The sequence below is a fragment of the Natronococcus amylolyticus DSM 10524 genome, assembly GCF_000337675.1.
Lineage (GTDB): Archaea > Halobacteriota > Halobacteria > Halobacteriales > Natrialbaceae > Natronococcus > Natronococcus amylolyticus.
On sequence record NZ_AOIB01000038.1, the window covers coordinates 19,609 to 41,498 of the forward strand.

General features: G+C 62.0%; 20 protein-coding genes, 1 tRNA gene and 1 pseudogene. 9 read left to right on the forward strand and 13 right to left on the reverse strand.

Annotation, left to right across the window (positions count from 1 at the left end; genetic code table 11):
* Positions 1–36 precede the first annotated feature (36 nt).
* Positions 37–681: a LysE family translocator gene (locus tag C491_RS19345; RefSeq protein ID WP_005559456.1), complete on the forward strand. Its 645-nt coding sequence runs from the start codon at positions 37–39 to the stop codon at positions 679–681.
* A 16-nt stretch (positions 682–697) separates the two neighbouring features.
* On the opposite strand, the gene C491_RS19350 is transcribed toward C491_RS19345, so the two are convergent.
* From C491_RS19350 to C491_RS19360, 3 genes are all read right to left on the reverse strand, one after another.
* Positions 698–1,489: a DUF2182 domain-containing protein gene (locus tag C491_RS19350; RefSeq protein WP_005559458.1), complete on the reverse strand. Its 792-nt coding sequence runs from the start codon at positions 1,487–1,489 to the stop codon at positions 698–700.
* Between the two features lie 24 nt (positions 1,490–1,513).
* Complete coding sequence (locus C491_RS19355) at positions 1,514–2,137, reverse strand: DUF1326 domain-containing protein (RefSeq protein ID WP_005559460.1); 624 nt, start codon at positions 2,135–2,137, stop codon at positions 1,514–1,516.
* Positions 2,138–2,304: 167 nt separating this feature from the next.
* On the reverse strand, positions 2,305–2,874 hold the full coding sequence (locus C491_RS19360) for a sugar O-acetyltransferase (protein ID WP_005559462.1): 570 nt from the start codon (positions 2,872–2,874) through the stop codon (positions 2,305–2,307).
* A 121-nt stretch (positions 2,875–2,995) separates the two neighbouring features.
* Here C491_RS19360 and C491_RS19365 point away from each other — a divergent pair, with 121 nt between their 5' ends.
* The 3 genes and pseudogenes from C491_RS19365 (at position 2,996) to C491_RS19375 (ending at position 4,284) form a co-directional block, all read left to right on the forward strand.
* Positions 2,996–3,265: a hypothetical protein gene (locus C491_RS19365; protein WP_005559464.1), complete on the forward strand. Its 270-nt coding sequence runs from the start codon at positions 2,996–2,998 to the stop codon at positions 3,263–3,265.
* 136 nt (positions 3,266–3,401) lie between these two features.
* A pseudogene (locus C491_RS24305) lies at positions 3,402–3,868 on the forward strand (GNAT family N-acetyltransferase).
* 68 nt (positions 3,869–3,936) lie between these two features.
* A complete protein-coding gene (locus C491_RS19375) occupies positions 3,937–4,284 on the forward strand; it encodes a hypothetical protein (protein WP_005559466.1) in 348 nt (115 codons plus the stop codon).
* Positions 4,285–4,389: 105 nt separating this feature from the next.
* On the opposite strand, the gene C491_RS19380 is transcribed toward C491_RS19375, so the two are convergent.
* Complete coding sequence (locus C491_RS19380; RefSeq protein ID WP_005559467.1) at positions 4,390–5,568, reverse strand: redox-regulated ATPase YchF; 1,179 nt, start codon at positions 5,566–5,568, stop codon at positions 4,390–4,392.
* 141 nt (positions 5,569–5,709) lie between these two features.
* Here C491_RS19380 and C491_RS19385 point away from each other — a divergent pair, with 141 nt between their 5' ends.
* Positions 5,710–6,120: a DUF2267 domain-containing protein gene (locus C491_RS19385; RefSeq protein ID WP_005559469.1), complete on the forward strand. Its 411-nt coding sequence runs from the start codon at positions 5,710–5,712 to the stop codon at positions 6,118–6,120.
* 24 nt (positions 6,121–6,144) lie between these two features.
* Here C491_RS19385 and C491_RS19390 read toward each other — a convergent pair whose 3' ends face one another.
* On the reverse strand, positions 6,145–6,876 hold the full coding sequence (locus tag C491_RS19390) for a GNAT family N-acetyltransferase (RefSeq protein WP_005559471.1): 732 nt from the start codon (positions 6,874–6,876) through the stop codon (positions 6,145–6,147).
* A 153-nt stretch (positions 6,877–7,029) separates the two neighbouring features.
* On the opposite strand from C491_RS19390, the gene C491_RS19395 reads away from it, so the two are divergent.
* Positions 7,030–7,479, forward strand: a complete 450-nt coding sequence (locus tag C491_RS19395; RefSeq protein ID WP_049892381.1) for a hypothetical protein — start codon at positions 7,030–7,032, stop codon at positions 7,477–7,479.
* Positions 7,480–7,893: 414 nt separating this feature from the next.
* On the opposite strand, the gene C491_RS19400 is transcribed toward C491_RS19395, so the two are convergent.
* From C491_RS19400 to C491_RS19410, 3 genes are all read right to left on the reverse strand, one after another.
* Positions 7,894–10,155 (reverse strand): catalase, encoded by a 2,262-nt coding sequence (locus C491_RS19400; protein ID WP_005559476.1) that lies wholly within the window; start codon positions 10,153–10,155, stop codon positions 7,894–7,896.
* A 252-nt stretch (positions 10,156–10,407) separates the two neighbouring features.
* Positions 10,408–11,187, reverse strand: a complete 780-nt coding sequence (locus tag C491_RS19405) for an enoyl-CoA hydratase/isomerase family protein (protein ID WP_005559478.1) — start codon at positions 11,185–11,187, stop codon at positions 10,408–10,410.
* A 45-nt stretch (positions 11,188–11,232) separates the two neighbouring features.
* Positions 11,233–13,680, reverse strand: a complete 2,448-nt coding sequence (locus C491_RS19410; RefSeq protein WP_005559479.1) for an ATP-binding protein — start codon at positions 13,678–13,680, stop codon at positions 11,233–11,235.
* Positions 13,681–13,836: 156 nt separating this feature from the next.
* Here C491_RS19410 and C491_RS19415 point away from each other — a divergent pair, with 156 nt between their 5' ends.
* On the forward strand, positions 13,837–14,040 hold the full coding sequence (locus C491_RS19415) for a hypothetical protein (RefSeq protein WP_005559481.1): 204 nt from the start codon (positions 13,837–13,839) through the stop codon (positions 14,038–14,040).
* 71 nt (positions 14,041–14,111) lie between these two features.
* Here C491_RS19415 and C491_RS19420 read toward each other — a convergent pair whose 3' ends face one another.
* Positions 14,112–14,342 (reverse strand): hypothetical protein, encoded by a 231-nt coding sequence (locus tag C491_RS19420; protein ID WP_005559483.1) that lies wholly within the window; start codon positions 14,340–14,342, stop codon positions 14,112–14,114.
* Between the two features lie 143 nt (positions 14,343–14,485).
* Here C491_RS19420 and C491_RS19425 point away from each other — a divergent pair, with 143 nt between their 5' ends.
* A complete protein-coding gene (locus C491_RS19425; protein ID WP_206537580.1) occupies positions 14,486–15,070 on the forward strand; it encodes a transcriptional regulator in 585 nt (194 codons plus the stop codon).
* Positions 15,071–15,201: 131 nt separating this feature from the next.
* Here C491_RS19425 and C491_RS23890 read toward each other — a convergent pair whose 3' ends face one another.
* The 4 genes from C491_RS23890 to C491_RS19435 form a co-directional block, all read right to left on the reverse strand.
* Positions 15,202–15,456 carry a DUF7692 domain-containing protein gene (locus tag C491_RS23890; RefSeq protein WP_049892410.1) on the reverse strand — a complete coding sequence of 85 codons (255 nt, stop codon included), beginning with the start codon at positions 15,454–15,456 and terminating at the stop codon, positions 15,202–15,204.
* A gap of 525 nt (positions 15,457–15,981) precedes the next feature.
* Positions 15,982–18,141 (reverse strand): hypothetical protein, encoded by a 2,160-nt coding sequence (locus tag C491_RS22780; protein ID WP_152421389.1) that lies wholly within the window; start codon positions 18,139–18,141, stop codon positions 15,982–15,984.
* Positions 18,142–18,669: 528 nt separating this feature from the next.
* A tRNA-Trp gene (locus tag C491_RS22785) sits at positions 18,670–18,844 on the reverse strand.
* Positions 18,845–18,906: 62 nt separating this feature from the next.
* Positions 18,907–19,926 carry a DUF5794 domain-containing protein gene (locus C491_RS19435; RefSeq protein ID WP_005559489.1) on the reverse strand — a complete coding sequence of 340 codons (1,020 nt, stop codon included), beginning with the start codon at positions 19,924–19,926 and terminating at the stop codon, positions 18,907–18,909.
* A gap of 452 nt (positions 19,927–20,378) precedes the next feature.
* Here C491_RS19435 and guaB point away from each other — a divergent pair, with 452 nt between their 5' ends.
* On the forward strand, positions 20,379–21,878 hold the full coding sequence (gene guaB, locus C491_RS19440) for an IMP dehydrogenase (protein WP_005559492.1): 1,500 nt from the start codon (positions 20,379–20,381) through the stop codon (positions 21,876–21,878).
* Positions 21,879–21,890 lie beyond the last annotated feature (12 nt).

Below are 21,890 nucleotides of genomic sequence, written 5' to 3' on the forward strand. Positions count from 1 at the left end.
CTCCCCGACTCGAGCGCACGCGAGGTGTGACACGCCGTGCTCGAGGCGCTCCGAACCGTCCTGCTCGATCCGGCGCTGCTGGCGGTGTATCTCCTCGCCGCGGGAGCGATGATCCTCTCGCCCGGCCCCGACACCGTCTACGTGCTGACCAGAAGCGTCGGCGACGGCCGCGAGAGCGGGCTGGCCTCCGCCGCGGGGATCAGCGTCGGCGTCCTCGTCCACACGCTCGCGGCGGCTGTGGGGCTCGCGGCGATCTTCCGGGCCTCCGAGGTTGCCTTCGCTGCCGTCACCTACGTCGGCGCGGCGTACCTGGTCTACCTCGGCGTTCGGACGATCCGCGAGACGGAGCTCCTGGCGGAGGGTGACGGAACCGCCGTCGAGGAAAACCCCTTCAGAGAGGCCGTCATCGTCAACGTCGCCAACCCGCAGGTCGCGCTGTTCTTCCTCGCGTTCCTCCCGCAGTTCGTCGACGGTGCGAGCCACGTCCCGACGCAGCTGTCCGTCCTCGGCGGGATCTACGCCCTGCTCACGATGGCCTACCTGGGAACGGTCGCGCTCGCCTCGAGCGGCGTCCGGACGCTGTTGACCACCCGACCGCGTCTCGCCACCGGCGTACAGTGGCTCTCGGGGCTCGTGTTGATCGGGCTCGGGCTGCGGCTGTTCGTCGGCGGCGTCGGTTGAGGCGACGCACGGACGCCTATACTAGCGCGAATCCAAGCAGCACAATGCCGCCGACGGCTGCAACCACGCCGACGGCCCTCGCGAGCTGCGGTCCCCACGGGACGGTTCGCTCGAGCGAGAGGACGAGCGCGATGACCGCCATCCAGAGGACGTTCATCGAGCCGGCGACGACCATGAGGGCGAACAGCGCCCAGCAACAGCCGACGCAGAAGCGACTGAACGCCCACCCCATCCGCGCGGCGCCGACGATTCCGGGCCGGTGGTAGGTCAGCAGGAAGCCGAACGGCGACCGGCAGTAGTCCAGACACCGATACTTGTACGGCGACAGCTGGTAGGCGCCGAGCAGCACCAGCACGCCCCCGAACAGGAGCGGGCCGTGATCGGCGGCCAGCGGGGCGATCGGTACCGCAGCGTTGACCGCAAGTGCCACGACGCCGGTGAGCGTCCAGACGAGCGTGTACGTCCCGAGCAGAGCCCCGAGCCGAAGGGCTCGGCCAACACTCGAGGCGTTCTGCAGTGTTCCGTGGTAGAGCCGAAACAGCGGCACCGACGAGGGATACATCATGGCGATCATCATCGTCCCCCACATCAACAGGTAGAGTGCGATCCCACTGAATCCGTGATCGAGCGCCATCGCTTCCGGTACACCTGGTGCCGACATCTCCATCCCCATCTCGCCGCCCGCCATCGGCAGCCACCCACAGAGGATCGCGGCCCAGGCGAGGAGCGCGACGCCGTAGACGGTGATCGCGACGATCGGGAGTCGCCGGACTGTGGATCGCCGCGGGACGGAGTCTCGAGTGGTCATGCTGGCACGGTAGCGTGAGTGCGATCAGTTGTTGGCCATCTCGAACGGCCCGAAGTAGGAGTTGTTGCCGCCGACGTCCCACGAGAAGTCGTCGTCGTGGTCGACGGTTGCGTCGGTCGTCTTGCCGACGCTCGCTCGCTCCTCCGGTGGGACGAACGGGTGGGGGAAGACGGACCCCAGCTGGTCGCCGAAGCCGACGCCCTCGTCGGTCTCGATCGTGACGATATCGCCGGCGCTGAACGAGCGGTGGCCGTCGACCGTCGAGTACGAGAACGGGACTGCAACGCTGTCCTCGACCGTCTCGATCAGCGGGGCGGCGGCCTCGAACAGCCCGCCTGCTTGCCCCGAGAAGATGGCCTCGAGCGCCTCGGCCTGCTCGTCGTCGGCCGCCTCGTCGATCACGAGGACGACGTGCCAGCCGCCCTCGAGGAGGACGCCGTCCTCCCAGACGAGCATTCCCGCCCCTAGCCCGTCGAGCGAGACGTCGCCGTACGTTCCCTCCTCGATGGTCCAGAACCCGGCGAACGTGCACCTGTCGTCGTCGGGGAGCTCGTACCACAGACACTGACACGGTACCGAGCAGTTACACGCCTCGATGAACTCGCCGGCGAGGCGCCACTCCGGCGAATCCTGGGTACTAGCTGTCATGGGACACGATAGATACGCGCGGACCCCTCAGAAAGCTATCCGGTGACGAACTGCCAGCGACTGACGATCGTGCAGTCGGTGAAAGAGTAACGACCGTTCTCGAGCGTGGGCAGCGCGAGTCCGTCGCCAAGACGGCCAGCAATCGGGAACCGACCGTGGTCGAACGGTCAGTCCGCCGCCTCGAGCTCCCGTACCACCGTCGCGGGGTTGCCCTGGACGACGACGCCGTCAGGGACGTTCTCGGTGACGACCGCGCCGGAGCCGACGACGACCTCGTCACCGATCGTTACACCTGGGTTGATCACCGCCCGCCCGCCGATCCAGACGTCGTCGCCGATCGTCACCGGCTCGCCGTACTCGAGCCCCTCGGCGCGCTCGTCGGCCTCGAGGGGGTGCGTCGCCGTATAGATGTGAACGCCCGGCCCGATCAGGCAGTTCCGCCCGATCTCGATCCGGCAAACGTCGAGGAAGATACAGTCGAAGTTCGCGAAAAAGTCCTCGCCGACGTGGATATTGGACCCGTAGTCGCAGCGAAACGACGGCTCGATAGTACAGTTCTCGCCGCGGGAGCCGAGCAGGTCCTCGAGCAGCTCCCGTCGCCGACCGTCCTCCTCGTCGGGCACCGTCCGGTTGTACTCCCGTGTCAGTTCGCGAGCCCGCTTGCGCTCGGCCTCGAGTTCGGGAGCGGTCGGATCGTACAGCTCGCCGGCGAGCATCTTCGCCTTCTCGCTGGTCATCGTGTGGAGTACTCGAGCGAACGCCGAAAGCGCTTTTCGACGGCAACTGATGGGCTCGGCTCGAGTTTGAGGGCCCCTCCGCCACCGAAGTTGCTAATACGTGTCAGAAAGAACGAACGCTATGGACGGACCGACGCTGTACCACCTGTCGAACGGCGTCGTCGGCGGTGTCGTCGCAGCGATGGGGATTTCGATAATTGTCACCGACGGTTCGAGCCTCGGCGCGGGGCTGATGGCGGTCGGCGGTAGCGGGCTGTTTCTCTTCGCCGCATCACAGCTCCTATTCTCGGACGATCCGTCCGACTCGGTTCCGAACAGCGGCGGAATCGGACTGGCCGTCCTCGGCGCGGTACTCGTCTGTCTCGGGGCGCTGTTACAGCTGGCAACGTAGGCTTCCGAACGCGAACCGTCGCTTTCGGATCGCCGTCCGACACGGGCTCACGGACGGCTCGGAGCACAACGGAGGGGCGTGCCAGAAAAGCGCACACCGACCGAACGTTGACAACCGAGCCGCGGAGTGGTCCCGTATGGAACTCGTGGAAGCCACCGCGGACGACCTCGAGGCGCTCGCCGACCGCTGGGAGGACCTCGCGGAAGCGATGGCGGAGCACTCGGAACTGAACGAACTCGACGCGGACCTAACCGAAGAGACCGCCGAAGACGGCTTTCACGCTCATCTCGAGGACGAGGACGTTACCGACTTCCTCGTCGTCCACGGCGGCGAGACGATCGGTTTCGTTACGCTCCGTGAGGGCCACCATCCGTCCCGGCGATACTCGAAGTTTCTCCGATCGTGAACCTCACCATCGACGAGGACTACCGGAGACGGGGTCACGGCGCGGCGGTCCTCGAGCGCGCGAAAGAGATCGCTCGAGAGCGAGGCTGCGATCACCTCAAGGTCTCCTGCGAGTGGGAAAACGAGGGCGCACGCCGGTTCTATCGCAACGTGGACTTCCGGCCGAAGCAGGTCGACTACGCACAGCCGCTCGAGTGAGTTTTGCAGTCGTTGCAGCGGCGACCGGACACCAGAACCGTTATTCGGTCGTCTGTGGCAATCTGTGTATGAGTGAGGAACTCTCGTTCGATGGTCGGACACTCGCTGGCGTTGCGAACGACGAAGACGGAGAAGTGGGTGCAGATACCGTCTTTCATTTCGAGCAGACCGGTGAACGACTCTATGCACACTACTCCGGCGGCGATATCGTCGATGGCCATCTGGTCGGGACGTTCGATGGGAAACGGTGGGACATCAGATACGCGCAGATAAACACGGACAACGAAACCGCAACTGGCCACTCCGTCGGTGACGTCGAACTCCTCGACGACGGGCGTCTCAGAGTCGAGGACGAGTGGGAATGGGAATCGAAACCCGGTTCCGGGGAGTCAGTTCACGAAGAAATCGATCGGTAGGATTCGCCTCTCCGAGTCGCGTCTCGGCTGACCGCTACTCGCACTGTACTGGTGGCCGCGTTTTGACACGCACTACGATCGACGGCCAGATTCGTTCGGAAACCGTTAGTTGGTGCTCACGATCTTGATCACGTCGCCCTCCTCGAGCTCGTACCCCTCGCCCACCTCACGGCTCGACTTGGCGTCGACAGCGTGGAGGTAGCCGTCGCCGATGTCGGAGTGGACGGCGTAGGCCAGATCCACTGGCGTCGATCCCTGTGGAAGCAGGTGAGCGTCGGGCAGGACGTTCCCGCTGCCGTCAGACCACTTCGCGGCGTCTTCGACGGGGTAGGCGGTAAGGTGCTCGAGCAGGTCGTACACCGCGTAATCCAGCGCGCCCTGGACGCCGGTACCGTCGTACTCGGCCATCGTGTCGGCCAGTCCCTCGAGGGCCTCGCGCTGGGCGTCGCTGACGTCGGCGCCGACCTCGAGGCTCTCGTCGCCGGGGTCGTAGTCGACGAGGCCGTTCTCGGCGGCCCGACGGAGAGCGAGTTCGCCCTCCGCAGTGGTGGGGATCACGGGCTTGTCGAGCTCGAGGAGCTTCTCGACGTTCTCCTGGGGCGCGACGTCGATCTTGTTCGCGGCGACGACGATCGGCTTCGTTCGTTGGCGGATCTCGCGGGCCAGGGCCTCGCGGTGGTCGTCGGTCCACTCGCGGGGGTCCTCGGGGTAGTCGATCTCCCGCAGGGTGCGGGCGACGTCGGTCGGCGAGGCGCCGAACCCGGTGAGCATCTCGGCGAGGGCGTCGTCGATATCGAAGCCGGGCGAGCGCGACTGGCGCTCGATCGACTCCCAGTTGCGGTCGACGATGTCGGCCAGCCAGAGGTCCATCTCCTCCTCGACGAAGTCGATGTCCTCGAGGGGGTCGTGCTCGCCGATGTCGACGGGTTCGCCCTTCTCGTTGGTGCCGCCGGAGGCGTCGATCACGTTGACGATCACATCGGCGTTGGTGAGTTCGTCGAGAAACTGGTTGCCGAGCCCCTTCCCCTCGTGGGCGCCGGGGACGAGTCCAGCGACGTCGATCAGTTCGATCGGGACGTAGCGCTTGCCGTCTTCGCAGTTGTCGGCGTTACAGCGCCCGTCGCGCTCGAGGCAGGGACACGCCGTGCGGACGTAGCTCACGCCCCGGTTGGCGTCGATCGTCGTAAAGGGATAGTTGGCGACGTCGACCTCCGCCATCGTCGCCGCGGTGTAGAACGTGGACTTGCCGGCGTTTGGCTTCCCGGCAAGCGCGATCGAGAGCATGCCTCCCCGTAGCACCGTCCGTTCAAACTGTCTTTCGATTCCGGACCTCCGGCGGCTCTCGAGCGACGCCCTCGAGGGCGGTCCGGACCGCCTTCAGCTGAAGGCTGCAGGCTCTTTGTGACGGCCAGTCAACCCGCGGATATGCAGTACGACGACTTCATCGGCGAAGTCCAGCAGCGAGCACAGCTCGACTCCCGTGAAGCCGCACTGAGCATCTCTCGAGCGACGCTGACGACGCTCTCCGAGCGCGTCGACCCCGGCCAGGCCGAGAACGTAGGCGCACAGCTTCCCGACGAGCTCGCCCGGTTCCTCGAGGAGGTCGATGACGTCGAGCGGTTCGACCACGGTGAGTTCGTCGACCGCGTCGCCGAGCGCGAGGAGATCGGCGGCGGCGACGAGGCCGACGCCGCCTTCCACGCCCGCGTCGTCGTCGACGTTCTCGAGGAGGCCGTCACCGGCGACGCGCTCGAGGACGTGAGAACGCAGCTTCCGACCGACGAGGGGTACGACGACCTCTTCGAGCTCGCCGAGAGCGACAGCAGTCCGGCCTGATCGGGATCGATCGGTTCGCCGTTCTTAGAGTTCGACGGCCATCATCACCTCGTCGGCGTAGTGGCCGTTGAGCTTGTAGTGATTCTCGCGGACCGCCTCGGTCTCCCAGTCGTGGGCCTCGAGGAACGCGATCGCGTCCTCGTTGGTCGAGGGGACGCTCTGATAGACCTTCTCGTAGCCGTTCGTTCCCGCCCACTCGAGGCCGCGAGCAAGCAAGTGTGAGCCGATGCCGTGGCCGTGGTAGCCGTCGAGGACGCCGACGGTGAGTTCAGCGGTGTGGCTCAGTTTCTCGAGTTCCGGCGCGTGGAGGTGGACCCAGCCGACCACGTCGTCGTCGACGGTCGCGACGAAGAACATTCGGGACTCCAGTTCGTTGTGTCTGAGCAGCGCCTCCTCGTGGTCGACCTCGTCGGCGACGCTCTCGGCCTCGATGTACGTTCGCTCCTCGGCAACCTGCCGGATCGCGCCGACGATCCCGGCTAGGTCTTCCTGTCTGGCCGGTCGGATGTGGAACTCGAGCTCTTCGGAGCGGTACTCCTCCTCGGCGCCGGCGTCGATCGTCACCCGGAGGGTTCCGGAGTGCTCCTCGAGTCGACCGTCCCGCTTCAGGATCGCGACGTGGTGGCGGAAGCCGCCCGGCTCGATCCCGAGCGCTTCTTGTGCCTCGAGGGGATCGACGGCCCCATGGCGCTCGACGTACTCGTAGATCCGCTTCCGGTCGTCGTGCCCGAACTCGAGGGGTTCACTGAGTACCATGGTATGGGTAACCACCCCAAAACACTTAACAGTTGGCAGGCCTGCTACGCGGTACGTCGATAGATGGATTTGAACAACGACTCTGGACAAGAAACGAGCGATAGAGCCGCCGATCCGATCGTCCGAGGGACGTCCCGTCCGCGATAGGTGACGATGGTTTGGGTGGAACTTCTCGTCGCCTGCAGCGTGCTCGCAGTGACGGTCGCGATCGGACTGGTCGCCCACGAGTGGTCCCACGCGTTCGTCCTCCGGTTCGGCGCGGTCGACTACACGATCTCGTACCTCCCGAACCGCGAGGGCGGTCTCGTCGGCCTCCTCCGAAGCCGTCCCTGGGCGGTCGTCCAGCCGCGACCGACCGGAACCGAGTCGCCCTGGGTTCTCCGAGCGGCGGCGCTCGCGCCGCTTGCCCTCGCCCTGCCGGCGCTCGGCCTCACCGCGACGGGGTACGCGACCGAGGGGCCGTCCGTCGTCACGGCGGCGACCGTCGGCTGGCTCGCCTGTACGATCCCCAGCCCGCAGGACTTCTCGGTCGCCTTTCACGCCCACCGGGCGCTTCGGGAGTCCCTCGAGGAGTACGATCCGCGGAGCTCTCGGACGAAGTGACCGCTCGAGAAGTATTCGGTAAGCGACGACGGGTCCGGCCGGGGCGGAGCCGTGACCCGATCGCACGACAACGCGATCACACAGCCACGAGTGATCGCCGACGGCGAGTCGAGCATGAGTCATCCACCGGCACTCACGGCCGAGTGCGCTGTCGGTCGGCGTCGACGCCGACGTTCGTTTTCCCACCTATCGATTATTAAACCTACGTGTTGGTGCGATATCCGTTCGAATCGGAGAGACGAGTGGACGCTCTTCTAATTATGGTCGCACGTATTGCGACGATACCTACAAAAGACCGACGAGCGAGGTCGTAACTTGTCACTCGTGGTGACTGCCTCGAATCGGTCGCCGTTCGCTTCGACGATCCAGCGGGTGTCGGCCGGATGGCGTCGCGACGCTGGGCCCCGCGACGTCTCAGGCCGGAACTTCCTCGGGATCGCGGTCCCAGTGGCGGTGCTGGGCGATCGCGTCGACGAACGTCTCGGCGAACGACTCGATGTCGTCGCTGCGGCAGGTGACGACGCCGGCGTCCGAGACGAGTTCGCCCTCGTCGGCGATCTCGGTCTCCGGTAGGTCGACGTCCTCGAATAGCGCCGTTCCCTCGCCGACCGCGGCGATCGGCTTGTAGTGCTTGAACGCCTCCGCGACGAAGTGTTTCGGGTCGCCCTGTCCGCGCATGGCGTCGACGCTCTCCTCGCCGCCGGGGATCACGACCGCGTCGAACGAGACGGAAGCCGCCGCGACGTGGTGTTTGTCCGGCTCGACCGTCTCGCCGTCGGCGCCGGACTTCTCCCCGAGGACTTTCGAGATGACCTTGACTCGAGCGCCCTCCTCCTCTAAGGCCGCCCGGAGCGTCTCGACGTGTTCGTCGTCGAACCCGTCGTCGATCAGCATCGCGATCTTGCGGGTTTCGATCGTATCGGGGGTCCGGTTTTCCATGCTCAGGGAGGGGTCCTCCCGATCGTGGGTCGGCATCTGGTCACCGGGCTCCTCGGGCGGTTCGATGCCGATCCCCTCGGCGACGCGTGTGGCGAACTCGTGGTCGACGTTGTTGAAGAGATCGTAGACCATCCGCTCACGGATCTCCACGCGCCCGACCTTGCCGAGTTCGAAGTGGGCGGCCTCGACGATGTTCTGTTTCTCCGGCTCGGACATGGAGTTCCAGAACAGCCGCGCCTGCGTGAAGTGGTCCTCGAAGCTGTCGCTGCGGTTGCGGATCTTCTGGCCGTCGACCTTCTCGGCGTAGTGTTCGTAGCCGCCCTCCTCGGCGGAGGCCTCCTGGGGGTCGTCGTCGCCGATCGAGTTCGGCTTGTACGACACCTTCCCCTCGTTGATCTCCTGGCGCATGAAGCCGGCGCGCTGGTTGTTGTGTCGCTCGGCGATCGGCCGGTTGATCGGGATCTCGTCCCAGTTGGCGCCGCCGAAGCGGTTGAGCTGGGTGTCCTGGTAGGAGAACAGCCGCCCCTGCAGGAGCGGGTCGTTCGAGAAGTCGATCCCCGGAACGACGTTGCCCGGATGGAACGCGACCTGCTCGACCTCCGCGAAGAAGTTGTCGGGGGTTTCGTTCAGGACCATCTTCCCGATCGGCCGGACCGGGACCTCGGTCTCGGGGACGATCTTTGTCGGGTCGAGGACGTCGAAGTCGAACTCCTCGGCCTGCTCCTCGTCGAAGATCTGGACGCCCAGTTCCCACTCGGGGTCGTACCCCTCCTCGATGACGTCGTAGAGCCCCTTGCGGTTGAAGTCGGAGCTCTTGCCCCAGAGCTTCGTCGTCTCGTCCCAGACGAGCTGGTGGGTGCCGAGCTTGGGCGTCCAGTGGAACTTGACGAACACCGACTCGCCGTCGTCGTTGACCAGCCGGAAGGTGTGGACGCCGAAGCCCTGCATCATGCGGTAGGCTCGTGGCAGCGCCCGGCCCGAGAGCACCCACATGAGCATGTGGGTCGTCTCGGGTTTCAGCGAGGCGAAGTCCCAGAACGTGTCGTGGGCCGCCGACGCCTGGGGAATGCCGTTATCGGGCTCGGGTTTGATCGCGTGGACCAGGTCGGGGAACTCCATCGCGTCCTGGATGAAGAAGGGCGGCATGTTGTTCCCGACGAGGTCCCAGTTTCCCTCCTCGGTGTAGAACTTCGTCGCGAACCCGCGGACGTCCCGGACAGTGTCAGACGAGCCGCGAGAGCCGACGACCGTCGAGAACCGCGTAAAGACGGGCGTCTTCTGGTCGGGATCCTGGAAGAGGCCCGCCTTCGTCAGTTCGGAGATGTCGTCGTACTCGCCGAGGTCGGGATCCTCGTAGGGCTGGAAGTAGCCGTGGGCACCCGTTCCGCGGGCGTGGACGACCCGTTCCGGGATCGACTCGTGGTCGAACTGGGTCATCTTCTCCCGGAAGTGGAAGTCCTCCATGATCGTCGGCCCGCGCTCGCCCGCCTTCAGGGAGTTGTCGGTGTCGCTGATCTTGACGCCGTGGTCGCTCGTCAGGTGCTCGCCCTCCGGGTTCTCCCGGACCTCCTCGAGCTGGTCGTGTTTACTGTTCTCGTCTACCTCGCCGCCGGCGTCGTCGCTCTTTCCCGGTGATCCCGAGCCGTCGGCTCGAGTCGGGTTCGCGGTCGCATCGTCCGTCGTCTTCTCGGCTCGATCCTCCGCTCGGTCGGTGTCGGATGGATTGTTGGCTGTCATCGGTGGATGAAGTGCGCATACTCTCCGAGGAGGCGAGGACTTCGGGCGGCGTTTCCCGCCTCTCTAAGTGATAGCGTACACCACCGCGTTCGACGATGCGGTCCCTAACGCTCATCCCGTCATGTGCTTGCAACCCAACCCGCATCCGAAAAGGGTGGCCCTCGAGGCTGCGAGAAGCGACGCTGTGTCGCTCGGGTTCGGAGAGCGGCAAAATCGTCCCACGAGGCGTCGACGCCTCCGGGCGACGTCGCGTTACTCGAACTCCGGTTCCCGGTCCTCGAGGAACGCCGCCATCCCCTCGCGCTGGTCGGGCGTGCCGAAGAGGCTCGCGAACGCGCGTTGTTCGTAGGCCAGCCCGCTCGAGCGCGACCCCCCGCCGAACTGGTTGACGGACTGCTTGGCGGCCAGCATGGCGTCGGCGGGTTTCGCCGCGAGGCGCTCGGCCAGTTCGGCCACGGTCGACTCGAGTTCGTCGTCGGCGACGACCTCGCCGACGAGACCGAGTTCGGCCGCGCTCTCGGCGTCGAGTCGCTCGCCGAGGAAGATCAGTCGCCGCGCCGCCTCGTCGCCGACCAGCTGTGGCAGACGCTGGGTCCCGCCCCAGCCCGGAATGATTCCAAGGTCGATCTCGGTGTTGCCGATCAGCGCCGACTCGCTCGCGACCCGCAGGTCACAGGCCAGCGCCATCTCGCAGCCCCCGCCGAAGGCGTAGCCGTTGACCGCCGCGATCGTCGGCGCCGGGAACGTCTCGAGGGCGTCGGCGACCGAGTGGCCGAGCTCACCCCAGGCCTGGGCCTCCGGGCTCGAGAGGTCCTGCATGTAACTGATGTCGGCGCCGGCGATGAACGCGTCGTCGCCGGCCCCCGTCAGGATGAGGGCCCGCGCATCCTCGTCTTCGGCCTCGTCGATAGCGTCGCCGATCCCCTCGAGGGTTTCGACGTTCAGGGCGTTGAGAGCATCGGGGCGATCGACGGTCAGCGTCGCGACGGTCTCGTCCTCGTTCCAGCTGAGTCGAACGGTATCTCGGCTCATAGCCTCGGGTTCGACGAACCGTGATAAAAACCCGGCGACAGACGGCTACGATTCGGCCGTCGCGTTCCCGGCGGGTGGCAGCGTCACGGTAAACGTCGACCCCTCGCCGGGCTCTGAGTCGACCCGGATCTCCCCGCCGTGACGTTCGACGATCCGCTGACAGAGCGCGAGCCCGATCCCGGCTCCCGGCTCGTCGTGGCCGTGCAGGCGCTGGAACACGTCGAAGATCCGCTCGCTCTCCTCGGGATCGATCCCGACGCCCTCGTCGCGAACGGCGACCCGCCAGTAGCCGTCGGCCCGCGAGCGCTCGGCCGAGACGTCGATTCTGGGCGGGCCGTCGCCGCTGTATTTGATCGCGTTGCTCAGAAGGTTCTGGAAGAGCTGGCGCAGCTGCCCGGAATCACCCCGAACTCGGGGCAGCGGCGAGGCGGTGATCTCGGCGTCCGACTCCGCGATCTGGACGCGGATGTCGGATCGGACCGCCTCGAGAACGCACTCGAGGTCGACGGTCTCGAACGAGTCCCCGCGGGTGTCGACCCGGGAGTACTCGAGCAGCCCCTCGATCATCTCGCGCATGCGGTCGGCGCCATCGACGGCGTACTCGAGGAACTCCTCGCCGTCGGCGTCGAGCTCGTCGCCGTAGCGGTCCTCGATCAGCCGCAGGTAGCTCGTGACCATCCGCAGGGGCTCCTGGAGGTCGTGACTGGCGGCGTAGGCGAACTGCTCTAAGCGCTCGTTCGAGGCCTCCAGCTCGCCGACGAGCTCCTCGAGTTCGGTCTGGTGGTGGCGGCGCTCGAGTTCGTAGCTGAGCCACTGGGCCGCGAGTTCGACGAACCCCCGTTCGGCGGGCGTCAGCGGCTCCGATCGGGCGTCGTCGTCGGCGAAACAGACCGTCCGGGTGCCGTCGCCCGCCGGGATCTCGCAGCCGACGTAGGTGTCGAACCCCCACCGCCGGTACGCCCGGTCGTCGGCCCACCCCTCGGCGGGCGCGTCGGTGAGGACGAACGGCTCCATCGTCTCGATCGTCTGCCGGCAGTAGGTCTCCGACAGCGGCGCCGTCTTCCCCGGTCGAACCCGGTCGTTCGCCGTGGCGTGAACGACATCGAACTGACCTGCCTCGGTGTCGACGCTGGCGACGAACCCGACCTCGAGGCCGAGCCGTTCGCGACCGAGCTCGAGCAGCTCGGTGACCTTCTCCTCGAACGATCGCTCCGGATCGGCGGTGATCTCGTACAGCTGCCGGAGCGCCCAGTTGCTCTCCCGAAGCTCGCGCTCGGCGGTCTTGCGGTCGGTGATATCCCGGAGGTAGATCGAGAGTCCCGTCTCGGAGGGGTAGACGCTGACCTCGAGCCACGACTCGAGGGCGGGGACGTACTCCTCGAAGGAGGTCGGCTCCTGGCCCTCCATCGCGGTTCGACACTCCGCCTCGAACGTCTCGTCGACGTCCGGAAACACCGTCCAGAACGAGCGGCCCAGCAGCTCCCGGTCCTCGAGTCCGATCAGCTCCGCGGCGCGGTCGTTGACGTGGGTGAACGTCCAGTCGACGTCGAGGCCGATCACCGCGTCGGTGATCCGGCTGTAGATCTCCTCGAACTCGGACTCGAGCCGCCGGCGTTCGACCACGTCCCGGACGATCGACACCATCCCGCCGTCGGCCGTCGAGGAGAGGCTGTGTTCCTTGAGAAATCGCGTTCCGTCGCTTTGCAGCCCGACCGTCTGCCCGGCCCAGACGCCGGTCGTCGAGAGCTGCGGGAACACCTTCCGGTAGATCCGCCTGATCATCCCCGGCGGGTGGACCTCCTCCCAGTGCATCCCGCACATCGCCGCGGGCTCGTAACCGTACAGCTCGGCGTAGGCCTCGTTGACGTACGCGAACTCGCCGCCGGACTCGAGGACGCCGATCCCCTCCCGTGCGGTCTCGATCGCGCGGAGGACCCGTCCGTCCTCGGTCCTCGAGTCGGCGTTCGGCCGCCGTCGCCCCGAGTCCACCTCGAGTGCGGTCTCGAGCACGTCGGCGATACGCTCGAGGAATGCGACGTCGCCGTCCCCGAACGCCCCAGGGTTAGTTGCGTGGGCCTCGAGAACGCCCCACGGTTCGCCGTCGGCGTCGATTCGGATCCCGACGCTGCTTCCCGGCTCGCGTTCGGTCGGCGGATCGACGTCGCTCGTTCGGTGGTCGTCGACGGTAACGGCTCCTCGCTCGAGCACCGTTCCCATCCAGCTCTCGGACGTCGCGGGAACCGTTCCGGCCTCGCCTCCCGCCGGGTGGCGGCCGACGTGGCTGCGGATCGTCGCGCGGCTCCCCCCCGGAAGCCGCTCGAGGACCGCCAGCGATCGAGCGTCGATCACGGTGGCGACGGCACCCGTCGTCTCCTGCAGGATCGTGTCGAGGTCGTCGTCCGCGAGGGCACGCTGTGCGAGATCGGCGACCGCCTCGTACCGACTCGAGTCGGCGGCCGTCGTTTCGTTCCCCCGACGAGTTGATGGCGCCATCTCAGCAGTAATTCTATCGCGCCAAGCATAAACTCTCTGCAATTTTCAACCCTCCATCACGTTTGAAATATTAGGAAATAAAAACTGTGTTGAACGAGTGAATGGGGCGGACGAAACGCCCTTGTGTCGAGACACCGAATGTCACTGTAGTCAGTCATGAAAAGCGTCTACGCGTGTCGGGACTGCGGCACCCAGTTCCGAGGAACCAGACGGGTCTGTTCGCTCTGTGGGACACGGGTCGGCGACACGACCCGCGGCACCTGCAAGGACTGTGGCTCCATCCTGACCGAGTCGGCCGAGCAGTGCTGTTCCCGCTGCGGGTCGACGAACGTCGAGCGCGTCTCCGTCGACGCGGACTGATTCTCGGGGAGGCAATGTGCTCGAGGGGGTGAAGGTGGGCTCGAGAGTGTTGGCTGGCTCGAGAGTCCTTGCTAGGCCGGGTACAGATCGGTGTACTTCTCGATCACCGACCAGAGGTGTTGCTCGTTGGAGATCCGGTGGGTTTCCTGGACTAACTCGGTCCCGTCGTCGGTGTCGGTCAGCTCGAGAGTCCAGTTCGTGTGGTCGCCCTGGTCCATCCCCCGCTTGGCGAACAGGACGAAGCCGTCCTCGTGGGCCAGCGCGATCGAGTCCTCGTTCTCGTAGTCGACGTCCCAGCTCATGTTTGAGGGGTAGGTGTTAGCGTGTTCAGTGTTTTGGGTTGTAGGCAGTCGCTCGAAGCGAGGTATTCCGGTACGATCTTAACCGCGTCGTTGGAACACCATCCGGAGGCATCATGAATCGCTCGAGCTGTCGAATCCAACTGTTGGCACGGGCCTTCGCGGACGCGATCCCGTCCGTCGATGAGAGAGCCACACATAGCAGGTGGAGACCTGGTATCGGCCCATTTGAAGAGGAGAACCAGATCAAAATGATACGGGAGGAGGTTGAACAACGGGCATCTATCGGGGAGTCGATCAAACACGAACAACCCTATCCCAACTCCAATCGCCGCGTCGATTTGCTCTTGGATGACGATGGTGATCTGTTGCCGATTGAGGCGAAGCTCATCCGTTTCAGACGAGATAACGGAAATATCGATCCGAACATGTACAAGAGCGTCTTCAGTCCATTTCCGGAGCGGAGCTCTTCTACGATGCTAACAGACTGCCAGAAATTGGTAGAGTCCGGATTCGGTTTTCCGTGTGGGGTGCTCGGACTCTATTACGAGGCTAACGATGAAATGTATACGAATCTCTGTGCAGAGGGAATCGCCGAGAAATTCACTCTCGACGTAAAGTACTGGTACGACATTCCAATCGAAACGGTTTGCATCGAGCCATTCGATGGTCTTCGTCACCCGCATCATCAGCACGGGGCAGTCATTGCCTGGAAAATCACCGAACCATGACACAGGAAATTGATTTCGTCAGCTGCATCAGACCCAGCGAACGAGTCAGGCGAACTCCACCGTAGCCTCTGTACTTCTGAGTACGACGTTTTGCAGGTGGGCTTTGTAGCGGATTGTGTTAGCCGAACCTGTTACTCGGTGCTGACTTCGATCTTGGAATCAATCTCGAACGTAACTGCTCGAGTGCTTAGTGTCTCGGCGATCTCCCGACGTTGCTCGAGGGTGGGGTCGTCCCGCTCGAGGACCTGGCGAGCTGCACGGACAAAATGTGGAACATCGTCGTAGGCACTCACCACAGCCTTCATCTTGTTACAATCGTAGAACTCGGCCGCTCGTTCGATCGCGTCTCGTCGACAAGCATAGTCGCCATCGGTTCGTATTCGCATGCTCTCGTACACACGACCCCCAATAGTCTAGTTTTTTCGACTCACTGAACGGCCCATTTCGCCCCAAAACCCGCCGAACCTTTCGGATCATCGTAGAAGAACGGTGGTCTAGCTGACGGATCGACTCGAGATATGCACACGGCGGTTCGCGTCTCGTGTGCATATTCGGGGAATAGAATTTGTCGGCGTGCAACCCCTGGGTTGTTGGCCCAATACAGTACAAACTAATCTCTCCGTCAGAGGAAAGCTTGAACGTGTATTCAAAAAATACCAACGGTCGTAATATTTCCCGCTCTATTCCAGACTCGAAAAATGGCTAAAGATCAGTCGGCAGTTCTTCCTCCGACGCGACCATTCTATCAAATAATTCAACAAATTCTCCATCTTTTTTATCATTATCTAATGATTCATCAAATATACACATGGCGGCTCCGTCTGGGGAATAGAGACGAGTTGGTATTGAACGACCCTCGTCATTCATCGAGAAGATTTCATGTTTTCTTACATTTCTTCTAACCATATTCTTTAATATTTCATTTGGAGAAAGGACTTCTGAGAAACTAATTCAATAGTTCTTCTTGCAATGAATTTGTGAGATGGTATATTGGTGTACTCCGGATGATTTTCAATAACCCAACCGAGATAATCATTTCCGTTGGATAGGAATCCTGAACTCATTTCTACAGGATAATGGCGGGTATGAGTGTCTGATTTCTTGAAAGAATTTCTATTATCTAATCTTTCAGGAGTGAATCCTAGAAGATCACCAGCCTTAAAATCTGATTCCATCCTTTCTGGGGGAGGTGATTCAGTCTGAGTATATATATCGTGTAATATCTGCCGATTTTTTATTTTCGTCCCTCGTAATTCTTCAACGTGTTCACGGGTGGTTTCATCATAGTGTAATAATTGTTTTATATCTGCATCTTTTGGAGGATGATCCGCCAAGAAGTCCGAGTCACTAGTCATTATACTCTCAAATATTATAATATGTCTTGCGATCTCTTCGTCTGTTTCAAGCGTTTTTGTTTGTTCTTCAGTCCTATCAACTATAACGTCGTCTCTTTTATAGAGCCTTTCAATTCTTTCTTCTTCTCCAAGCTTTCGAATGGCTTCTGACAGGTCCTTAAGCCGAATATCGGGTGGACAGACAATAACTGGCCGTTTTTGTTCTAGTATATCTAATAAAAGTGGATCTTCTTTAATTGATGATAGATGCCTTGAAGCCTCGATTAAACCAATATTAGTGTCAATGTCTAGTTGGTCAAGTATATCATGGACTGTGATCTCCTTCCCGTACTTTCCGAATCTCACCTCAAAATCACTCTTTGAGAAAATATCATAGATGGTCCTGTTCAGCCCTACGTTATCTATATCCGCCATTTTGTATTTTTTAATAATTTCATCGGCAGTCAGGTTTTCAACCAAGTCACTTGAAGGAATTATTATGTTTTCATCTATTATATTCCTGATTTCTTCACCTAGTGCCCGTTTATTTGAGAACACTTGGCTCCCTTCATCAGTATACATAAAATCATTAGAGGCGGTGACCTGATGAACAAAGGCTGTGCCAGCGAGAATCAGGTCGGCCAATGTTTCAGGACGAGGGTGACCATATTCCTCTAAAGAGCCATGCGCGATGAACGCATGGTCAGCACGAACCGTCGAAAAGAAGATGGGGGATATATTCCCATTGTTACTTCCATGATGAGGGACTTGAAGTAAATTAACATCCTTCAATTCTTCTTCATGTTCGCTTAAAAGATAGGAAAGAGTTTCCGAGGTTGCATCTCCGGTAAGGAGGGCTGTAGTACCCGTTTCTATATCCTTTAGTTTCAATATAGTGTTAACTCTATTGGCTATGTCACTATTTTCCCCATCAGAAATATACTGGCTGATAACTGGGTCAAGATTTGTAAACACGTTATCGGTAGAACCAGCATCGTTCTCCGGGAGAATAGCATCCAAGCCATATCTCTCAAAAGATTCTTGTGGAGTCAATAGTAAGGAGGTTGGAGAATAGAGAAAAGGGATAAGGTGTCCTGAAGCTAGCTCTATTTCACCTCTGTCTTTACTTAGCTTCTGAATGTATGCATTAGCGTTCAATACAGGTGAGAAGGAGTCAAAATCCGTGATTCCAAGCTTTTCTAAACCTTTTTCGTAATCCTGAACTGTTGTAGACGGTGGTGACAACCAGTCGATCTCGAAAGTCTCTTCAAGAGAATTACTTGTCCGATGAGAGGTAATAAAGTGGTTGTAAACCTGTGCTTTCTTTGCTTGTTCATTTGATGACGAAAACTCATATAGTTTATCAAATAATTCGGCTATATCTGAATTGATCTCATTAAGAGGTGGTATACCACCTGATTGATCGATTTGATTGGTCCTATCTTCTGTAGTAAGTAATATATCTACGGGAGGCGACCAAATGCCGTGAAGCGAGACTTCGGTCTCATCTATTAATGTCTCTATAAATTCAGTAGTCAAATTTTTAAAATGATCCTTGTGAAGATGGGATATAACGATATCTATTGGCCGTTCCTTATTCTGGAGAGATATATGGTCATTATTTGATAAATATCCTAGTGTTCTACTGTAGTAACTTTTGAAAGTTGTTTCACCATATGTCGCTTGTCCAAGATCGAAAAAGAGAATCGGCCCCTCCTCTTTTTCAACTATCACCATACTTCCATTACCTTGGTCCGGGAGATGAAGTCTCATTTGTTAGTTAATACATGCTCATACCTTTTATAGATATATCTAATGGCTCAAGATGAAACTCCCTGAGGTTAGACAAGAGAAAGCGATATTTGTAGACGTTATCGGAACAGGGTTAGGCATCCAAATATCTGGTTCAGCGATCGGCGACGGGGCCGACGAACCCGACCTCGGTACTGCCATCAGGCATCCGCCAGGCCATCTCAGCTCCTCGAAGCAGCGTCGGATCGTTACCGGACGTCGACCACTTCTCAAGGGCTTCGGCGGCGATCGCCCACGTATTCTCGAAACTGCTCGACTTTAGCCGAGAGAGAATCGTGTCGATCCGCAGCTGTGCGGTTCGCCCTTCTGGTCGAACTCAAGAACATCTCTCTTAGTCGGTATCCAGAACGGGTCGGAGGGATTTGAACCACGGTCGCAGCAAAGCTGCTCCCTGATTCAAATCCCCCCCTCATCCAATATTCGCGACTCACGGCGTTGTTCGTCGCGAGAATATGGGGTCGGAGGGATTTGAACCCCCGATCGACTGATATCTCCGGCGCGCCTCGGAACTCCAGAGGGTCATCACACGGACACTGATCAGGTGTCCGATCAGTATATCAGTCTGGAGTGTCGTCCCGGGCGCGGTGCCTCTGGAGTCAGTCGCCATGCCTGGCTTGGCCACGACCCCTCGAGTCTACGTTGGGCGATCCACCCTAAAGTGGTTTCGATTCGGGCGCTCCGTCCCCCGATTCAGAGCCAGGGGGCCCGTTCCTCCTCGTCGTCGTCGAAGGGACTGTCCTCGTCCTCGAGCGAATCGTCACTCGAGTCCTCGTCGGCGGACTCCGCGGGCGACTGGTCCTGTCCGCCGTCGGTCGACGCCGACGACCCCGGACTCGAGCTCGAGTTCGAGCCGCCGGGGTTGAACAGCGGCCCGGTGCCGACCGCCGGCGCCGATTCGGCCGAGGGCGACGGCGACGGGGAGGGCGACGGGCTCGAGAACCGCGGCGCGCTCTCGCTCGACTGCGAGGACGAGTCGTCGTCGCGCTCGAGCGGGATGTCGATCGCGAAGACCGCCGCGACCAGCAGCGCCGCCAGCGGTGCCTGGCCGAACGCCATCCCCAGAAGCGACAGGGGCAGCAGGCCCAGCGCGACGGCGCTGCCGAAGCGGAACCGGTCGATGTCCATGTACTCGCGCAGGTACGGGCCGCTGATGGCGACCCCCAGCGCGAAGGCGACGCCGACGACGGCCGCGAGCGTCGCGTTGGCGACCAGTGCGGGGTCGTCCATGACGATGAACGCCGCACCGGAGGGCTCGAGGCTCGCCAGCAGGCCCAGTCCGACGATCACGGCGGGGCTTGGCAGGTACTCGCCGATCGTCGCGCTCGCGGTTTTGGCCGCGATCGCGAGGATGACGACCGCCGCGAACCGCTCGAAGACGGCCTCGTTGAGCACGGTGTCGATCGCCGGCGCCAGTGCGGCCTGCAGCGCCGCCAGCAGGATCAGCGGAACGCCGACCAGCAGGACGATCTTGATCTGCTCGCGGGGCGTCCCGCTCATCTCGGCGAGGATCACGGCGACGGTGGCGCTTCCTCCGAAGATCAGCAGGCCGATCTGCACGGCTCCGAGGGGGTCGTCGAGCGCTCCCGCGAGGATCAACGCCGGGAAGATCCCGTCGATCAGCGGGAGCATCATGACGAGTGCTAACAGCTTCGTATCGCCGCCCACCAGGCTCTCGAGCCGGAGGGCGATCGGGTGTTGGGATGCACTCATCGCTTAGGTTCGATGGCCGTGTCCCGAGGCCGATGGGTGGTGTGAACGAGAGTGCCACGAGGGCGTGGCGAGCCAGTCCATCGAGAGGCCCCGCGCTGTGAGTTTAGCTGTAAAGTTCCCGAAAATTTTGGTGGCGACGGCGGCAGCGCTCGTCTGGCCAACGGGTCGGGAGCTGTTGAAACTCACAGCGTTCATACACGTACGGTCTATTGGCCAGTCAATAAACGTTGCGTGAGAAGCGATTGCACAACTCGGCGTATCTCAGCCAATAACGCCCAGATCCTGACAAAGATGAACTGATCTGAATGTGTGGTGCACGTTCCCGGACTGTGTGGTTCTACACGCCGTGTGGCGATTCCCCGGTCTGAATCACCACTCACCGCCACCGACAGCCGTTGACAACCCCGCCCCGGTCTCGCAACGCTTTTTGCCGACGCTTTCGGACAGTTTACATGGCGAACGACGCTCCCGAGCACGAGCCGTACTCCTCGAAACTCCAGGTACCGGAAGCGCTAACGTTCGACGACGTCCTCCTCCGTCCCAAGGAGAGTCGCGTCGAACCCGACGACGCCGATCTCTCCTCGCACGTCTCTCGCTCCGTGGAGCTCTCGGTCCCCATTCTGTCGGCTGCGATGGACACCGTCACCGAGAGCGGCATGGCCATCGCGATGGCCCGCCACGGCGGCCTCGGCGTCATCCACCGGAACATGAACGTCGACGAGATGGTCGAGGAGATCGGCCGCGTCAAGCGAGCCGACGAACTCGTCATCCCCTACGAGGACGTCGTCACGGCCGACCCCGAGATGACCGTCCGCGAGATCGACGACCAGATGGCCCGCCAGGGCGTCGGCGGCGCCCCCGTGGTCAACACGCGCGGGGAAGTACTGGGCATCATCTCGAGTACGGACATCCGGCCCCACCTCGAGGTCAACGAGGACGACCTCGTCACCGAGGCGATGACCGACGAGGTCATCACGGTTCACGAGGACGTCGACCCACGCGACGCGTTCGACCTGATGTACGAACACAAGATCGAGCGCGTCCCCGTCGTCGACGACGAGAACCTCCTCGTCGGACTGGTGACGATGCAGGGTATCCTCCAGCGCCGCGAGTACAAGGAGGCCGTCCGCGACGAGGACGGCCAGCTGTGCTGTGGGGTCGCCGTCAGCCCCTTCGAGCGCGATCGCGCCGAGGCCGCCGACGAGGCAGACGCCGACATCCTGTTTATCGACACCGCCCACGCGCACAACCGCAACGTCATCGAGGGCGCCCGCGAGATCAGCGAATCCGTCGAGGCCGACGTCGTCGTCGGTAACGTCGGCACCCAGGAGGCCGCCGAGGAACTGGTCGAGTTCGCCGACGGAATCAAGGTCGGTATCGGCCCCGGTTCCATCTGTACCACGCGAGTCGTCTCCGGCGCCGGCATGCCCCAGATCACCGCCGTCGCGCAGGTCGCCGACGTCGCGAGCGAACACGGTGTCCCCGTCATCGCGGACGGCGGCATCCGCTACTCCGGCGACGCGATCAAGGCGATCGCCGCCGGCGCCGACGCCGTCATGCTCGGCTCGTACTTCGCCGGCACCGACGAGGCCCCCGGTCGCGTCGTCACGATGAACGGCAAGAAGTACAAGCAGTACCGCGGCATGGGGAGCGTCGGCGCGATGAAATCCGGCGACGCCGACCGCTACCTCAAGGAAGAGCCGGAGGAGGAAGACGACTACGTCCCCGAGGGCGTCGAGGCCGCGACGCCGTACAAGGGCACGCTCAAGTCCGAGCTCCACCAGCTCGCGGGCGGCATGCAGTCCGGCATGGGCTACGTCGGCGCCGCGACGGTGCCCAAGTTCAAGGAACGCAGCGAGTTCGTCCGGGTCTCCTCGGCCGGTCAGGCCGAGAGCCACGCCCACGACGTCGTCATCACCGACGAGGCGCCGAACTACTCGCCCAACGAGTAACTCGAACTCGAT

Coding starts and splice junctions, on each gene's coding strand:
- C491_RS19435 (WP_005559489.1), bottom strand. CDS start 19,926: ATGAGTGCATCCCAACACCCGATCGCCCTCCGGCTCGAGAGCCTGGTG.
- C491_RS19400 (WP_005559476.1), bottom strand. CDS start 10,155: ATGACAGCCAACAATCCATCCGACACCGACCGAGCGGAGGATCGAGCC.
- C491_RS19350 (WP_005559458.1), bottom strand. CDS start 1,489: ATGACCACTCGAGACTCCGTCCCGCGGCGATCCACAGTCCGGCGACTC.
- C491_RS19410 (WP_005559479.1), bottom strand. CDS start 13,680: ATGGCGCCATCAACTCGTCGGGGGAACGAAACGACGGCCGCCGACTCG.
- C491_RS19390 (WP_005559471.1), bottom strand. CDS start 6,876: ATGGTACTCAGTGAACCCCTCGAGTTCGGGCACGACGACCGGAAGCGG.
- C491_RS19385 (WP_005559469.1), top strand. CDS start 5,710: ATGCAGTACGACGACTTCATCGGCGAAGTCCAGCAGCGAGCACAGCTC.
- C491_RS19375 (WP_005559466.1), top strand. CDS start 3,937: ATGAGTGAGGAACTCTCGTTCGATGGTCGGACACTCGCTGGCGTTGCG.
- C491_RS19415 (WP_005559481.1), top strand. CDS start 13,837: ATGAAAAGCGTCTACGCGTGTCGGGACTGCGGCACCCAGTTCCGAGGA.
- C491_RS19380 (WP_005559467.1), bottom strand. CDS start 5,568: ATGCTCTCGATCGCGCTTGCCGGGAAGCCAAACGCCGGCAAGTCCACG.
- C491_RS19365 (WP_005559464.1), top strand. CDS start 2,996: ATGGACGGACCGACGCTGTACCACCTGTCGAACGGCGTCGTCGGCGGT.
- C491_RS19420 (WP_005559483.1), bottom strand. CDS start 14,342: ATGAGCTGGGACGTCGACTACGAGAACGAGGACTCGATCGCGCTGGCC.
- guaB (WP_005559492.1), top strand. CDS start 20,379: ATGGCGAACGACGCTCCCGAGCACGAGCCGTACTCCTCGAAACTCCAG.
- C491_RS19360 (WP_005559462.1), bottom strand. CDS start 2,874: ATGACCAGCGAGAAGGCGAAGATGCTCGCCGGCGAGCTGTACGATCCG.
- C491_RS23890 (WP_049892410.1), bottom strand. CDS start 15,456: ATGCGAATACGAACCGATGGCGACTATGCTTGTCGACGAGACGCGATC.
- C491_RS19395 (WP_049892381.1), top strand. CDS start 7,030: ATGGTTTGGGTGGAACTTCTCGTCGCCTGCAGCGTGCTCGCAGTGACG.
- C491_RS19405 (WP_005559478.1), bottom strand. CDS start 11,187: ATGAGCCGAGATACCGTTCGACTCAGCTGGAACGAGGACGAGACCGTC.
- C491_RS22780 (WP_152421389.1), bottom strand. CDS start 18,141: ATGGTGATAGTTGAAAAAGAGGAGGGGCCGATTCTCTTTTTCGATCTT.
- C491_RS19355 (WP_005559460.1), bottom strand. CDS start 2,137: ATGACAGCTAGTACCCAGGATTCGCCGGAGTGGCGCCTCGCCGGCGAG.